Annotated in this window: 14 protein-coding genes and 1 other RNA gene; 9 read left to right on the forward strand and 6 right to left on the reverse strand. The window is 34.3% G+C overall.

The window, feature by feature from the left end:
* Window positions 1–91: 91 nt before the first annotated feature.
* Window positions 92–1,336, forward strand: a complete 1,245-nt coding sequence (gene rocD / locus FGF67_RS14765) for an ornithine--oxo-acid transaminase (RefSeq protein ID WP_139698534.1) — start codon at window positions 92–94, stop codon at window positions 1,334–1,336.
* A gap of 93 nt (window positions 1,337–1,429) precedes the next feature.
* Here rocD and FGF67_RS14770 read toward each other — a convergent pair whose 3' ends face one another.
* From FGF67_RS14770 to FGF67_RS14780, 3 genes are all read right to left on the reverse strand, one after another.
* Window positions 1,430–1,765 carry a CCC motif membrane protein gene (locus tag FGF67_RS14770; RefSeq protein ID WP_139698535.1) on the reverse strand — a complete coding sequence of 112 codons (336 nt, stop codon included), beginning with the start codon at window positions 1,763–1,765 and terminating at the stop codon, window positions 1,430–1,432.
* Between the two features lie 10 nt (window positions 1,766–1,775).
* Window positions 1,776–2,057, reverse strand: a complete 282-nt coding sequence (locus FGF67_RS14775; RefSeq protein WP_139698536.1) for a DUF2752 domain-containing protein — start codon at window positions 2,055–2,057, stop codon at window positions 1,776–1,778.
* A 63-nt stretch (window positions 2,058–2,120) separates the two neighbouring features.
* Complete coding sequence (locus tag FGF67_RS14780; protein ID WP_139698537.1) at window positions 2,121–3,908, reverse strand: T9SS type A sorting domain-containing protein; 1,788 nt, start codon at window positions 3,906–3,908, stop codon at window positions 2,121–2,123.
* A gap of 169 nt (window positions 3,909–4,077) precedes the next feature.
* Between FGF67_RS14780 and FGF67_RS14785 the strand changes: the two genes are divergently transcribed.
* Both FGF67_RS14785 and FGF67_RS14790 read left to right on the forward strand, forming a co-directional pair.
* Window positions 4,078–4,269 carry a hypothetical protein gene (locus tag FGF67_RS14785; RefSeq protein WP_139698538.1) on the forward strand — a complete coding sequence of 64 codons (192 nt, stop codon included), beginning with the start codon at window positions 4,078–4,080 and terminating at the stop codon, window positions 4,267–4,269.
* 2 nt (window positions 4,270–4,271) lie between these two features.
* Window positions 4,272–4,832, forward strand: coding sequence for a DNA mismatch repair protein MutS (locus FGF67_RS14790; protein WP_139698539.1), 561 nt, complete (start codon window positions 4,272–4,274; stop codon window positions 4,830–4,832).
* Here FGF67_RS14790 and FGF67_RS14795 read toward each other — a convergent pair whose 3' ends face one another.
* Window positions 4,833–5,756, reverse strand: a complete 924-nt coding sequence (locus FGF67_RS14795; protein ID WP_139698540.1) for a hypothetical protein — start codon at window positions 5,754–5,756, stop codon at window positions 4,833–4,835.
* 127 nt (window positions 5,757–5,883) lie between these two features.
* Between FGF67_RS14795 and FGF67_RS14800 the strand changes: the two genes are divergently transcribed.
* Window positions 5,884–7,026: a cysteine desulfurase family protein gene (locus FGF67_RS14800; RefSeq protein ID WP_139698541.1), complete on the forward strand. Its 1,143-nt coding sequence runs from the start codon at window positions 5,884–5,886 to the stop codon at window positions 7,024–7,026.
* A 122-nt stretch (window positions 7,027–7,148) separates the two neighbouring features.
* Window positions 7,149–7,901 carry a hypothetical protein gene (locus FGF67_RS14805; RefSeq protein ID WP_139698542.1) on the forward strand — a complete coding sequence of 251 codons (753 nt, stop codon included), beginning with the start codon at window positions 7,149–7,151 and terminating at the stop codon, window positions 7,899–7,901.
* Between the two features lie 72 nt (window positions 7,902–7,973).
* Here the strand turns inward: FGF67_RS14805 and FGF67_RS14810 are convergent, their stop codons facing one another.
* Both FGF67_RS14810 and FGF67_RS14815 read right to left on the reverse strand, forming a co-directional pair.
* Window positions 7,974–10,433: a TonB-dependent receptor gene (locus FGF67_RS14810; protein WP_233244097.1), complete on the reverse strand. Its 2,460-nt coding sequence runs from the start codon at window positions 10,431–10,433 to the stop codon at window positions 7,974–7,976.
* Window positions 10,434–10,444: 11 nt separating this feature from the next.
* The gene (locus FGF67_RS14815; RefSeq protein ID WP_139698543.1) at window positions 10,445–12,130 is read right to left on the reverse strand and encodes a M23 family metallopeptidase; all 1,686 of its coding nucleotides are present in this window, start codon (window positions 12,128–12,130) and stop codon (window positions 10,445–10,447) included.
* 188 nt (window positions 12,131–12,318) lie between these two features.
* Between FGF67_RS14815 and FGF67_RS14820 the strand changes: the two genes are divergently transcribed.
* The 4 genes from FGF67_RS14820 (at window position 12,319) to rny (ending at window position 14,710) form a co-directional block, all read left to right on the forward strand.
* Window positions 12,319–12,609 carry a hypothetical protein gene (locus FGF67_RS14820; RefSeq protein WP_139698544.1) on the forward strand — a complete coding sequence of 97 codons (291 nt, stop codon included), beginning with the start codon at window positions 12,319–12,321 and terminating at the stop codon, window positions 12,607–12,609.
* A 12-nt stretch (window positions 12,610–12,621) separates the two neighbouring features.
* Window positions 12,622–12,924 (forward strand): cell division protein ZapA, encoded by a 303-nt coding sequence (locus tag FGF67_RS14825; RefSeq protein ID WP_139698545.1) that lies wholly within the window; start codon window positions 12,622–12,624, stop codon window positions 12,922–12,924.
* Window positions 12,925–12,969: 45 nt separating this feature from the next.
* Window positions 12,970–13,078, forward strand: a non-coding RNA gene (gene ssrS, locus FGF67_RS14830) — 6S RNA.
* A 57-nt stretch (window positions 13,079–13,135) separates the two neighbouring features.
* Complete coding sequence (gene rny, locus FGF67_RS14835; RefSeq protein ID WP_139698546.1) at window positions 13,136–14,710, forward strand: ribonuclease Y; 1,575 nt, start codon at window positions 13,136–13,138, stop codon at window positions 14,708–14,710.
* The last annotated feature ends 95 nt before the right edge of the window (window positions 14,711–14,805 follow it).

Raw genomic sequence — 14,805 nt, forward strand, 5'->3', positions numbered from 1 at the left:
TTCGAGTTCTTCGAAAGGATAAAGGTACAGAAGGAATGGTTATTTTAAGTATCTGATTGATTCAGATACAAATATTTAAATTTTTTTTAAAATGGCTGTTTTAGACCAATTGACTTCGCAACAAGCGATAGATTTAGAAAACAAGTATGGTGCACACAATTACCACCCGCTACCTGTAGTGCTTAACAGGGGAGAAGGTGTGTATGTTTGGGATGTTGAAGGCAAAAAATATTATGATTTTTTATCGGCATACTCAGCGGTGAATCAGGGACACTGTCACCCTAAAATTGTTAATGCTATGGTGCAGCAAGCGCAAAGCTTAACATTGACCTCTAGAGCATTTTATAATGATATGCTAGGAAAGTTTGAAAAATTTGCCTGCGACTATTTTAATTTTGACAAACTGTTGCCTATGAATACAGGAGCTGAAGCCGTTGAAACGGCCTTAAAGTTATGTAGAAAATGGGCCTATGAAGTTAAAGGTATTGATGAAAATGAAGCTGAAATAATTGTATGTGAAAATAATTTTCATGGCAGAACCACTACCATAATTTCATTTTCTAATGATCCCGTAGCGCGTAAAAACTTTGGGCCGTATACAAAGGGGTTTATTAAAATTGCATATAATAACTTAGAAGCTCTTGAAGAAGTTTTAAAGCAAAATAAAAATGTGGCTGGGTTTTTAGTGGAACCTATTCAAGGGGAAGCTGGGGTTTATGTGCCAGATGAAGGATATTTAGCTAAGGCTAAGGCGCTATGCGAAGCTTATAATGTACTTTTTATAGCCGATGAAGTGCAAACAGGCATTGCTCGAACAGGGAAGCTTTTAGCCGTAAATCACGAAGATGTAAAACCAGATATTCTTATTTTAGGAAAAGCTATAAGTGGTGGTGTTTATCCAGTTTCAGCGGTATTGGCTAATAATGAAATTATGCAGGTTATAAAGCCTGGTAATCACGGAAGTACTTTTGGAGGGAATCCAATTGCTGCCGCTGTGGCTACAGCCGCCTTAGAAGTTATACGAGATGAAAATTTGGCTGAAAATGCCGAGCGCCTAGGTGTCTTGTTTCGAAAAGAAATGCAAACGTATATTGCTTCGAGTCAAATTGTAACATTGATTCGTGGTAAGGGGCTTCTTAACGCTATTGTTATTGATGACGATGAAGATAGTGATACAGCTTGGAACATTTGTTTAGCGTTAAGAGATAATGGCTTACTGGCCAAACCTACACATGGTAATATTATTAGGTTTGCACCGCCTTTAGTTATGACGGAGGAGCAACTTTTAGATTGTGTATCTATTATAACAAAAACGTTAAAGCAATTTGAGCCATAAAAAAAGCGACTTTTAAGTCGCTTTTTTTATGCTATCTAGTTAACGAACTAGTTAAAAACTGTAACGGTTATTTAGGACTTGTCAGACACTGTTCTATTGCCCCAACATGTCTTGAATACGTTCTTGCATAAGCTCTTGGTCCTGTAATGCCTCCCAGCCAAACATAGCAATCATGGCAATAGTTAAAACAAAATAAAGGATAGAAAGTACAATACCTATTATGGCTAATATTTTTCCTGTTTTTACATTTTGAAGTCCCGTAGTATAAATTTCTGGATTTTCCGCATATAATTTAAGAGCCTTATTAGCCATAACAATGGTTATAATACCTAGAATTAAACCTACAATACCATAACAGCAGCAGGTTGGTATTGATAGTATTCCGAAAACAAGAATTAAAGTGGCGTTTGGTAGTTTTTGTTGTTCCATATTTGGTTTTTTAATGAATAATAAACGTTTTATAAATAAAATTTGTTACAATGATTATGGCATTTAGAATGGCTAAAATACTAATGAGTTTATGACCAAATTTTAGGTTCATAAAAGCATTGAATACAATAAGGCCCAATAAAAGTATTAAGGTGTAAATGGCGGGGTACATCACAAAGGCTTCAGCGAATTCTCCTTTTATAATAAGTGCTAAAGAACGCTGAATGCCACAACCAAAGCAGTCCCAACCAAATAATTTTTTGTTTAAACAGGGAAGCATATATTCTTCCATAAATAACATTAGGTGTTAATGAATACTTACTAGTAGTAGCAACTAAAGTAACACTTTTTAGATTTATTTTGAGTTTGAAATGAGTACTTTTTTAGTGAAGTTTTTTTGTGATTCACTTTGAATGGTAACAACATAAACACCATCACTTAAAGATTTAGTAGTGTATGTGTAATCCGTTTCTGCTGAATTTAATACTAAGTAAAGAACTTCTTTTCCTGTAATATCATATAAACTAATGGATTTTATAGGTAATCTTTTTGTGTTAATAATTTTTAGTTCAGATAAGTTGTTGTCTTGAAAGACGTTAAAACTATTAGCAATAAAGTTATCCTTACTTAGAGTATTTTGTGTAAATGTAATGGCAAATCGGTCATTGTAGTGTCCAGCTTCTAAAATAGTACTGTAGTCTTGTGTGGTTAAATCAAAATACTTGTTTAATTCGGCATCATATAAAAATATGGGTTGATTAGTGTTAAAATGCTGAATGTCAGCTACTCTAATTTTAATAGGTTGTTTTTTGTCTAAATTGATTCTTAAAGGTATTGTTAAATCTTTCGTAAAAGCATGAGCTTGGGTTATGTAGTTTTCCTCATTTAATACCCAACTGGCATCAGAATTTAAAACATCAGAAAACTTACTTTCTAAACCATAATCAAAACCTGGAGTTGCAGAATGATGAAAATTATGTAAGAGTTGTCTGGTGTAGGTATTGTTAAAATCAACATTTAATCGAAACCGCTTATAGTCTGTTGGAATTAAAGGGAATCCTTCTTCTGTTAACTTTGTTTTTTGTGATGTTTTCGCTTTTGAATTGTTGACTTTGAAAAACTCGCTATTTCCATCCGATTCTTTTTCGTAAACACGTTGTGAATTTCTAAAATACACTTGCTGTGTTCCAGAAATTCCTATATGCCCTTCAATCATAAAACCTTGCCCCACGGGAATATATCGCTTAACTGTTTTTCCTGCAGAACTTGGTGATCCTATGGTGTTAATTGTGCCATCTCCATTGTAAGAGTTAAAGGTGGCAGGAACATAAGATTCTAAACTCCCATCAGCACTAATAGTGTATGAGGCATAACCACCCCGATACGCTGATAGGTAATGCGAATTTACGGTAGCATCCTGCTCCCAAAAGTATAGGGTACCAGTCATATTTCCAGTGTTTATTGGGGCATGAATAAAACCTAAAGCGTCTAAGGCTGAAGGGTAAGGGTTGCCAACTAGGGTTGATTTTCCCGCTTCAACATCAACAGAAATATCCCCGTTATTGGGCTTTCCTCTAAAATCATAGAGTTGACTGCTCCTCGAACCATTAGTGCCTTTCATGGTAAAACCATAACCTGACGGCAAATCGTAATTTGACCCTATGTAATTCCAGTCCGCATACGAAGAGCCTGTTTTATAACTGTACAGCCACCTTGTTGATATAACCAGTGGGGCTGAGCTGCCGTTAAAGCCACCAGTATACCCAGCCAAATTGGCACCAATGGGAGCACTTGTTTCATCATACATATTAGTATTGAACCTGTAAGGTCTGTTTGCATTAGATGAAGCATCTGTGTTACCTACAGGAGAACACCAATAGTTATAAGCATACGCATTGGTAGTTCCATTTTGTTGAATACTTAATTTTCCAACACCTGAGTTTCCAGTGGTTCCTGTGCCTTGAATCACTTGGGCCTCATTTCTTAAATATATAGAACTAGTAGCCTCATTTAAATTGATATCATCTTCAACAAAAACAATTTCATCATTAACAAAAACAAAGGCGTCATTTCTAATGGCTAGTTGTGCCTGACCTATCAAACTGGAGGTCAAAATCATGAATAAAATAATTCTATTAATCATGGCTCTAGAGAGATTTATAAAAACAAATATACTTTTTTTTATGAAGAAACAGCGTTATATCGTTAAAATCAGCTTTTAATCGGTTTTATTTTTTGATAGTTTAAAAGGAATATACTAATCATTTAGATTTGATATTTTATGTATTTTGCAAACCTAATAAAAGATTTATATGAAATACGTAAACTATATACTCATAATTATTGGAGCCTTTGTGGCTATGTATGCTAAGGTAGATGGAAATCAAAACCAAGTGGTTTTAATTATTGGTATTGTACTGTTAATGATTGGTGTATATAGGATTTCTAAAACCATACCAAGCAGAAAAGATGATGACGATACTACATTTAATAATGAGAATTAAAGATGAAATTAAAAATTGGTGATCGGGTTTTGGTGCTAGATGAGGACTTTTCAGGAGTAGTAAAAGAAATTGAAGGCACTACAGTAAGTATTGAAACAGAGGATGGTTTTTGTATTGACTTTAATGAAAATGAATTGGTGAAAAGTGACCACACCATAAAAGCTAATATGTTTCAAAAAACCAATTTGAAAGATGTTATTTCTGAAAAAGAGCAGTCAAAAAAAAGACGATCAAATGTAAAAAAGCGGACTAAAGATCGCTATGAGCCAACCATGGAAGTGGATTTGCATATTCATCAACTTGTAAGCTCATATCGAGGTATGGCCAATCATGATATACTTACGTTGCAATTAGATACAGCCAGAAGAAAACTTGATTTTGCTATTTCAAAACGCATTCAAAAAATAGTGTTTATACACGGTGTGGGCGAAGGCGTATTAAAACTAGAACTTGAATATTTATTTGGTAGATATAATAACATTAAATTTTACGATGCCGATTATAAAAAATATGGTTTAGGAGCCACAGAGGTTTATATTTTTCAAAACGCAGCGAGAGATTGATTATGGAAAATTAGGGGTAACAACCCGTCCTTTTAAATCATCAGGAAATCCGCTTGTGTCTAGTTTCCCAAAATCATATTCATCAGCAGCGAGAATTTCAATATCAATATCTCTTAAAACCATTCTAATATCATAAAACTTCTTTATTAAATGTCCTCTGTAGGCCGTAGCGGGTACCGTGGTTAATACTTCAGGGTTTAAATAATCTGGTCCTACGTCATTCTGGGTACGATCATTGGTAGGGTTGCGGTCTTGTGTTTGATTTTCTTCATCGCGTGTTTTTACACCATCACCATCATCATCATCATCCAAGTAGTCTGGTATACCATCACTGTCTGTATCTTGTGCCTCGCTAAAAGGATCTCCTTCTTCAAGACCTAATTCTAACTTGGTTAATACATTATCACCATCGTCATCAGCATCAATATAGTCTGGTAAACCATCACCATCGGTGTCATCATCCTCTAAATTTCCATTATTATTACGGTCTTCTAATTCGGCAGGAACACCATCGTCATCATCTTCAACAAATAAGGTCGTAATATCTGCTTTTCCGCTAGTACTCATTCTATCATTGGTTATGACAACATCAGAATCAGGAACATCTTGACAAAACAAGCCGCTTGGTAATTTGGTATTACTATAGGTTCTATAGTTAAAAGGATTGGTTGTACTAATATTATAGGTTTTTTCAAATGTACCATTTTCATCAACCTGCAATAAATCATTAATGGTTACGCCTGTTAGTTTTAAAGATAACGATTCAGAAGGATCATCTTTTGTTTTGTATAAGACTAGGTTTTTATCACCGCAATGCTTAAACGTGTTTCCAAAATCTAATTCAATGGTGATAATATCGCCATCATCGCAGGATTGAAATGGGGTAAAACAAAAACAAATTATAACAAAAAATAGCTTACGCATTGTACATGGTTTTTGGCAAAAATAATGCAATTGTAAATTATAACGATGCATAATGAAAATAATTTTATTTCAAGTATTTTTGCCATTTGATAGTGTATTTTCTTAAAATATTAGAATAAAAGCCTAAATGAAACAAGTCTATTTTGATAATTCGGCTACCACACCAATGCGTGACGAAGTTATTCATGCCATGGCACATGTGATGAAAGAAGGCTATGGAAACCCGTCATCTTCACATGCGTTTGGAAGAAAGGCAAAAGTCTTGGTAGAAAAAGCAAGAAAGACCATAGCGCATTATTTTAATGTTTCGGCAAGTGAAATTATTTTTACATCAGGAGGTACTGAGGCCGACAATATGATTTTAAGAAGTACGGTTAAAGATTTGGGAGTATCTCATATTATCACGTCTAAAATTGAGCACCATGCGGTTTTACATACGGTTGAAGCGCTTCAAAAGGAATTTAAAATTGAAGTAAGTTATGTAACCTTAAATGAACAGGGTGATATAGATTTTAATCAGCTAGAACGTTTATTAGAAAAAGACGGGAAGGCTTTGGTAAGTTTAATGCACGTTAATAATGAAATAGGAAATATTTTAGATTTAAAACGTGTTGGAGTGCTTTGTAATGCGAATAATGCCTTGTTTCACACAGATGCCGTACAGTCTGTTGGGCATTATAAAATGGATTTAAAAGCATTACACGTTGATTTTTTAGCAGCATCAGCGCATAAATTTCATGGCCCAAAAGGTGTCGGGTTTGCTTTTATAAAGAAAGACTCAGGCCTATCGCCTTTAATCATAGGCGGAGAGCAAGAAAGAGGTATGCGAGCAGGAACCGAAAGCATTCATAATATTGTTGGTTTAGAGGAAGCTATAAAGCTAGCGTATGACAATTTAGATGCCGAATCAAATTATGTGAAGTCGCTAAAAACGTATTTCATTAATACCATTACAAAAGAAATTCCTGGTGTACAATTTAACGGGCAATCTCAGAGTATCGAGCAAAGCACCTATACTTTGGTAAATGTTTGTTTGCCTTTTTCTGCTGAAAAGTCTGGCATGCTATTGTTTCAGCTTGATTTAAAAGGTATAGCCTGTTCAAAAGGCAGTGCTTGCCAAAGTGGTAGTAGCCAAAACTCACATGTACTTACAGAGATTTTAAATGAAGCCGACTTGTTAAAACCTTCCATTCGGTTTTCGTTTAGCATCTATAATACTAAGGAAGAAATTGATTACGTGATTTCAATGCTTAAAGCATTAAAGGAGTGATATTCAGCTTAAAATTGGCGAATTGATAGTTATTGGTCGATTTTTTTGCGTTATAATTAAAATTGTATCATATATTTTATATTTTCGCATCATAAGTTTTCCCAAAAAACTAATTAATTGCTATGACTCTCAAAAACTACTATTATGTAATAGCTGTGCTATTGTACAGCATTTGTGTAGATATTCACGCCCAAGTAGGAATAGGAACCACATCACCTGATGTTTCATCAATTCTTGAAATAGAATCTACAACTCAAGGTCTGTTAACGCCAAGAATGACCTCGGTTCAACGTGTGGCAATTGTTTCACCTGCCCAAGGATTATTGGTATTTGATACAGATGAAGATGCCTTTTATTTTTTTGATGGAACAAATTGGGTAAAACTCATTTCAGAAAACTCTATAAATGATTATACGGGATGGGCAGATTATACTGATGGAACTTATACATCTGCAAGTCCTTTTTCATTAACCGCTGGTAATAAGGTAACTTTGCCTAATAATGCTGTGACAATAAGAGATACTCAAAAACCAATTGATGTAACCTCTTTTTATGATATAATGACTTCTACAATTACAGGTAGAAATGGAGATGGTATAAACGTAATGATTGAGTTTAAAATAAAACCAATTGTTAATCAAACCACTAAAATAACAGTAGCCATAGACATTGGAGGAAGTATTGGTGAATTGTATAAAAGGGATTTTATAACGTCAAAAGGATTAAATGTTGAGCATTATTATGTGAGTTCTTTTAATGCTTATACGTTAGATACTTGGGAAGCAAACGGAGGAACGGTTAAAATTGTTTCAGATTATGCCGCAGAAATCTATGACATAAGATACGTTATTACAAGAACACATAAGGCAAGATAATATTATTGTGAAATTTTGTTCAGATTTCAACCGTGCTAAAGGTTAAATTATTGAATTTTGAATTACCTAAGTTTATAGTTTCATAGTAGCCCTAACATTAAAAACACGAGGAGTTAGATAGTTAGGTATGGCAATTTGCCTTTTACTATTAACATCTCTTACCCAAGTATTGGTGATGGAGTTTTGAACATCAAAAATATTGAATATCTCAAGCCCAATAGAAAGGGCTTTAAAAGGTTTTTTCCACCCTTTTTCAAACTGCTTTTCAGTATCAACAAAAACATATTGCAAGCCTAGATCGGCTCTTTTGTAATCAGGTAATCTAACTTGATATTGATAGGGATCTGCATAGCTAGGAGAACCACCTGGTAATCCTGTGTTATATACTAGATTAATATACATTTTTAAATTTGGGGTACTTGGCACGTAATCTTGAAATAGTGCTGCAAATTTTAAACGTTGGTCGGTTGGCCTCGCTATAAAGCCTCTATCGTTTAAGTTCTCTTCGGTTTTTAAATAACCAAAACTGAACCAAGACTCGGTACCAGGTACAAACTCCCCATTCAGTCTCATATCTAATCCATAGGCATACGCTTTTGCATCATTATTAGCGCGATATCTAATTCTTACATTTTCAAGCGTATATGTGTTTACATCACTAAGGTGTTTGTAGTAAATCTCAGAAGTTAACTTAAAAGGTCTGTTCCACATTTTAAAGCTATAATCATTGCCCAATACAAAGTGAACAGATTTTTGAGCTTTAACGTTGGGTTGTACTACACCATTAGCATCACGAAGTTCTCTGTAAAATGGCGGTTGATAATAGAGTCCTACAGCGGCTCTAAAAAGCATATCCTTTTTCCATTCGGGTTTAATAGAAAACTGCGCTCTTGGGCTAATCACGGTTTGATTACTAGTGTTTATGTTTTGACCCTTAACAGACCAGTTATGCATTCTAAGTCCCGCATTATACCAAACTTTACTAGAGCCTATATAACTGCGTTTGCTCCATTGCCCATAAGCTTGAATTCTATTAATTTGAGTATGGTTTGTTGCTCTTACATTTTGAAAAGGTTCGAGAGGAGCCGTGTAGGGCTCGTAAGGTTGTTCGTTGGCTGGTATATGCGGAGGTCTTATGGAAAACCCAGCAGAATCAATGACTTCCCATTCTACTAACCGATCACGAATATCTTCATGGGTATACTTTACAGACCACTCGATTCTGTTGTTATCAATTTTTAAATCGCCTTTGTGTTCTATGTTGGTAATTAACGCATCTAAATCGTTTCTGCCATGTGTTAATTGACTACCAATGCCTTCGCTAAATTCTACTTCCCCCAAATTTTCATCACCAATATTGCCGTTTACTTCGCCAAGTCGGTATTGTGCCAAGATATCAAAATACTCCTCCTCTTGGGTGTTATAGGTAGATGTGATTACATGAAGCGCTAAATTATCATGAACAAAATAAGAGCCCTTTAATGCACCAAATAGGGTTTGATATTGATCCTTTTCTTGCCCCTCATAAAATACCAGTAAGGCCACGGGATCTGATAAAGTTCCAAAGTTTGTTTGACGGGTTTTAGGGGCGTAACTGTATTTGTTTATAGAGGCGTTTCCAAGGAAACTCAAATGGAATTTATTTGTAAAACGATAGGTGAAATACCCTTGAATATCACCAAACACAGGTTTAAAGTTAGTCTCTGTTTCCTTAGCATTAACTAAAAGACTATTGTCTCGATAACGACCTCCAACAATAGAAGTGAATTTGGAATCCTTACTAATGTTTTCAATAGAAAGGCTGGCGCCTAATAAGCTTACATCGGCATTAACTTCAAATTGATACGGGTCTTTATAGGTAATATCTAAAACAGAGGATAATTTATCGCCATATTTGGCCTGAAATCCACCAGCCGAAAAATCAACATTTTGTACCAAGTTGGTGTTCACAAAACTTAAGCCTTCTTGTTGACCAGAGCGAATTAAAAAAGGACGATACACTTCTACATCATTAACATAGACTAAATTTTCATCATAGTTTCCGCCTCTAACAGAATATTGAGTGCTTAATTCATTATTATTACTTACGCCTGGTAATGTGAGTAGTAAGTTTTCTACACCCGCATTAGCTCCAGGTATTTTTCTAATGGTTTCAGGTTTTAGGGTAATAATGCCTTCAACTTCTTTTTTTCGGTCTCCCATTATAATGACTGTTGCAATTTGCTCAACGGAAGAATTCATCACAGGGTTAAATTCTAAAATCTCTCCATTTTTGAGATTAAAAGTACCTGTTATTTTTTCATAGTTGATATGAGAAAACGTAATATTAATGTCTTGATTGGCTGGGATTGATAAACTGTAAAAGCCATTAGTATCACTTTGAGTGCCTCCTGAATTTGATTTTACATTAACCTTTTCAACAGGTTCATTGTTCTCATTTAGTATAACACCCCTTAAGGTTGCTGTTTGAGAAATACCTAAGTGAATAAAAGTAAAAACGGTTAGTATGGTTAATGCAATCTTAGCTTTCAACTTGTGGTTATTTATTTTCTGTAAAATACAGATTCAAAAGTAGAACTATTTCCAACATTATCAGTAACAATTACTTTTAAATTATTCTTAGTTTCAGTAAGTACATTATCGTTGAAATCGTGCGTTAGTGTTTTGGTTTTATAATCGTACTCCATTAAAATCCATTTACCATTAAGCGTGGCTCTGTAATTTGAAATCCCCGATTCTTTGTCATCAATAGTTATTTTTAAATAGCGATACTTACTTAACCATTGCCCATTTTTAAAGTTTATAGGTGTAATGATAGGTTTGTTGTAATCTGAAGTAATGGTATATGTTCCTAGTGTTTTTGTCCTGGCAGTCAGTGTATTATTTTTACGTTTTGTATACGTGTAATAAGGTGTTTTTTTATAACCTACCAGTCTGGCAATGTAGAGTTTGTTAATATCATCATTGTTATAATGGCTTACGTCAAAATGAATTGAAAAGTTTTTCTTAGCCGCCATAACATCTTCATGCAATATCACTGTATCTTGGTTGACTTGAAAATCAATATAGAAATCTTCATAAAACGTATCTTTATAAAAATCAACCGAAATACGACCAGTTTTTAAATGGGTGTGTTGATTGGCTTTTACAAAATAAGGCGTTGTTTTCTTAGAACCCGCTACAGCCGCGCTATCATACTTTCCATTGATATGTACCGTAACCCAGGATGCATTATTGTTAAAATCGGCCACTTTTATTTTGTAAACGGCATTGGTGCTATCTTCTATATGGATATAGCCATCATTTAGTGGCTCTTTTATAATACTAAGAGGGATATTTTGTTTATATAATTTTTGTATACGCTTTTTTTCTTTTGTATAGTGCTCATAGTCAATGAGCTGATTGATGTGTTTGGTTTCATCAAATCCAAATTTCTTAAAATCTAATTCAAAATTTTTGCTACCATTAATAAATGTTTGAATATTGTAAACACCGTTTGAGTTAGCTGCTAAGTCTTGTCTGTCAATAGTTTCAATACCAAAACCTAAAGTGCCAATGGCGTCAATGGTTTCAGCGTAGTAGTCACCGCTAGCAACAGGTTTTAGTTGTAATCGATATTTTTTATTGGATTTATTAACAAAGGAATGGTCGCCAATAGGGTAGGCGTAAACCGATTTTACAAGTGGGGTGGTGGTATCTTTTATATTAATCCCAAAAAGCATTGGGTTCATGGGGCGCTCCTGTTTGTCTCTAATTTCATAATGAAGATGTGGACCACCAGATCCACCAGTATTTCCACTATAGGCTATAAGTTGCCCTTTTGTAACGGGTAGTTTTTCAGCACTTGGAAAAACTTCAACTTCATACGATTCTTTTTGGTATTGAATCTGTTTAATATACTGTTCTATCTCTGGTGAAAATTTTTGTAAGTGCGCATACACTGTGGTGTATCCATTAGGGTGCGTAAGGTATAACGCTTTGCCATAACCAAAATGCGAAATTTTTATTCTACTCACGTATCCATCTGCAGAAGCCAATACGTTAAGTCCGCTACGTTGTTGTGTTTTAATGTCTATACCTGAATGAAAATGATTAGATCGTAACTCGGCGAAGGTTCCAGCAAGAATCAATGGGATGTCAAGCGGACTACGAAAATAATCTTGAGGATATAGGTTTTGAGCCTTACCTAAAAAAGGTAGAACTAGAAATAGGGACAGTATAAAACGCATATAAAAATATATTAGGCTAAAATATCAATTAGATAAGAAAAAGCAAAGTATAAAGCAAAAATCAAACTAAGGTCTTGCCTTATTTCATAATTTCATATAGTAACGCACGGTTTTAAAATTTATGAAAAAACAATTGTAAAATAAGGTTAGGTATGTTAACTTTGTGTGATAAGTATTGAATTTTGTAAATGGGTAATATTGAAGATATTGTAGATTCTTTAGAAAACAAGATTAGCAAAGTATTACACAAGTTAGAGCTTTTAAAACAAGCTAATTTAAAATTGAATAAGGAATTAGAGATTTCAAAGGCAAAAATTTCAACTCAAAAACAAGAAATTTCTGATTGGGAAGAAAAATACAAAGCTTTAAAAATGGCAAATTCAATGCTTGGTAGTGACGATAATAAAAGAGAAACGAGGCTTAAAATAAACGCATTAATTAGAGATATTGATCATTGCATTGCTCAACTTTCTGATTAAGGACTAATATTCATGGCAGAGAAGCTAAAAATAAAGCTCTCAATAGCTAATCGCGTATATCCGTTAACTATTGATGCACATCAAGAAGAAGGACTGCGAAAAGCTGCCAAGAATATTGAATTGATGATTAAGCAATTTGAGCAAAGTTACTCAGTAAGAGATAAACAAGATGTTTTGGCTATGTGTGCTTTACAATTTGCGTCTCAAGTTGAGCAACAGTCAATAGATAAAACAAATGTGAATAGTCATATTGAAGAAAAGCTTAAAAACTTAAATGAGCTGTTAGATTCATTTTTAGTTTCTCAACGTTCTTAAAAATAAATAAAAGTTACTGCCTACATTGGTTATTTTTTTTGATAAACTCAACGTTAATTCTTTAAAAAGGGTGAGTTTAAGTTGTAAAAGCATGCTGTTTTATTTGCAGATCCTTGATCAGCTTGTTAGCCCTAAACTTGTTTTTAAGGAGTTTATACAAAACTTTATACTGGTGTAGGCTTTTTTTATATATGAAATTTAACTAAGATAGATGGATAACTCAATTATATTTGCAGTAGGGGGTGTTATATTAGGACTTGTAATGGGTTTTATAATAGCAAAAACACTAGAAAAAAAGAATGCTTCAAAACTAATAAAAGAAGCAAAAAAGAATGCAGCTTTAATACTTAAAGAAGCTAAAAGCGAAGGTGAAAGTATTAAGAAAGATAAGATTCTTCAAGCTAAGGAAAAGTTTATTGAACTGAAAGCTGAACATGAAAAAGTCATTTTGTCAAGAGACAAGAAAATGGCTGAAGCTGAAAAACGAACTCGTGACAAGGAATCACAGGTTTCAAATGAGCTTTCTAAAGGCAAAAAGCTTAATGATAATTTAGAGTCTAAAATTAAAGATTATAATCATAGACTTGACGTTTTAGACAAGAAACAGGAGGAATTAGATAAGTTGCATAAGAGTCAAGTTCAGCAACTTGAAGTGATATCTAGTTTATCTGCAGAAGAAGCCAAAGAGCAATTAGTAGAATCTTTAAAGGGTGAAGCTAAAAATGATGCGATGGCTTATATTCAAAATGCACTTGAGGAAGCCAAATTAACAGCTGAACAAGATGCTAAGAAAATCATAATAAATACCATTCAACGCATTGGTACGGAAGAGGCTGTTGATAACTGTGTTTCTGTGTTTAATATTGAATCTGATGACGTAAAAGGTAGAATTATTGGTAGAGAAGGTAGAAATATCAGGGCAATAGAGTCGGCTACTGGCGTAGAGATTATAGTTGATGATACCCCTGAGGCTATTATACTGTCTTGTTTTGATGCGGTAAGAAGAGAGATTGCTCGACTATCATTACATAAATTGGTAACTGATGGTAGAATTCATCCAGCTCGTATTGAAGAAGTGGTGAAGAAAACAAAGAAGCAAATTGAGCAAGAAATTATTGAGGTAGGAAAGCGTACGGTTATAGATCTAGGTATACACAATTTGCACCCAGAGTTAATAAAAATGGTAGGACGAATGAAGTATCGCTCGTCATACGGACAAAATTTATTACAGCATTCACGAGAAGTAGCAAAACTATGTGGTGTGATGGCTGCCGAATTAGGTTTAAATCCGAAGCTAGCAAAACGCGCAGGACTTTTACATGATATAGGAAAGGTGCCAGATGCTGAGGCCGATATGGAAACACCGCACGCTATTTTAGGGATGCAATGGGCAGAAAAGTATAACGAAAAAGAAGAAGTGTGTAATGCTATTGGAGCGCATCATGATGAAATAGAGATGAAGTCATTATTAGCTCCAATTATTCAGGTTTGCGATGCTATTTCAGGAGCAAGACCAGGAGCGCGTAGACAGGTGCTAGATAGCTATATTCAAAGATTAAAAGACTTAGAAGATATTGCATTTGGTTTTACTGGTGTAAAGAAAGCTTATGCTATTCAGGCAGGAAGAGAGTTGAGGGTTATTGTTGAAAGTGAAAAAGTTGATGATCAAAAAGCAGCTGATTTATCATTTAACATTTCTCAAAAAGTACAAACAGATATGACTTATCCTGGGCAGGTAAAAGTTACGGTAATTAGAGAAACCAGAGCCGTTAATATAGCTAAATAGATTCTTTCTAATTAAGAAAGAAGTATGCAAAGTTTAAATATCGAGGGGTAATACGCTCGATATTTTTTTTGACTAGTTTTAAAATTAATTTAAAC

It is taken from the genome of Allotamlana fucoidanivorans (genome assembly GCF_006265225.1).
GTDB lineage: Bacteria > Bacteroidota > Bacteroidia > Flavobacteriales > Flavobacteriaceae > Allotamlana > Allotamlana fucoidanivorans.

Coding starts and splice junctions, on each gene's coding strand:
- FGF67_RS14770 (WP_139698535.1), bottom strand. CDS start 1,765: ATGGAACAACAAAAACTACCAAACGCCACTTTAATTCTTGTTTTCGGA.
- FGF67_RS14785 (WP_139698538.1), top strand. CDS start 4,078: ATGAAATACGTAAACTATATACTCATAATTATTGGAGCCTTTGTGGCT.
- FGF67_RS14800 (WP_139698541.1), top strand. CDS start 5,884: ATGAAACAAGTCTATTTTGATAATTCGGCTACCACACCAATGCGTGAC.
- FGF67_RS14790 (WP_139698539.1), top strand. CDS start 4,272: ATGAAATTAAAAATTGGTGATCGGGTTTTGGTGCTAGATGAGGACTTT.
- FGF67_RS14775 (WP_139698536.1), bottom strand. CDS start 2,057: ATGGAAGAATATATGCTTCCCTGTTTAAACAAAAAATTATTTGGTTGG.
- FGF67_RS14780 (WP_139698537.1), bottom strand. CDS start 3,908: ATGATTAATAGAATTATTTTATTCATGATTTTGACCTCCAGTTTGATA.
- FGF67_RS14805 (WP_139698542.1), top strand. CDS start 7,149: ATGACTCTCAAAAACTACTATTATGTAATAGCTGTGCTATTGTACAGC.
- FGF67_RS14820 (WP_139698544.1), top strand. CDS start 12,319: ATGGGTAATATTGAAGATATTGTAGATTCTTTAGAAAACAAGATTAGC.
- FGF67_RS14815 (WP_139698543.1), bottom strand. CDS start 12,130: ATGCGTTTTATACTGTCCCTATTTCTAGTTCTACCTTTTTTAGGTAAG.
- rny (WP_139698546.1), top strand. CDS start 13,136: ATGGATAACTCAATTATATTTGCAGTAGGGGGTGTTATATTAGGACTT.
- FGF67_RS14795 (WP_139698540.1), bottom strand. CDS start 5,756: ATGCGTAAGCTATTTTTTGTTATAATTTGTTTTTGTTTTACCCCATTT.
- FGF67_RS14825 (WP_139698545.1), top strand. CDS start 12,622: ATGGCAGAGAAGCTAAAAATAAAGCTCTCAATAGCTAATCGCGTATAT.
- rocD (WP_139698534.1), top strand. CDS start 92: ATGGCTGTTTTAGACCAATTGACTTCGCAACAAGCGATAGATTTAGAA.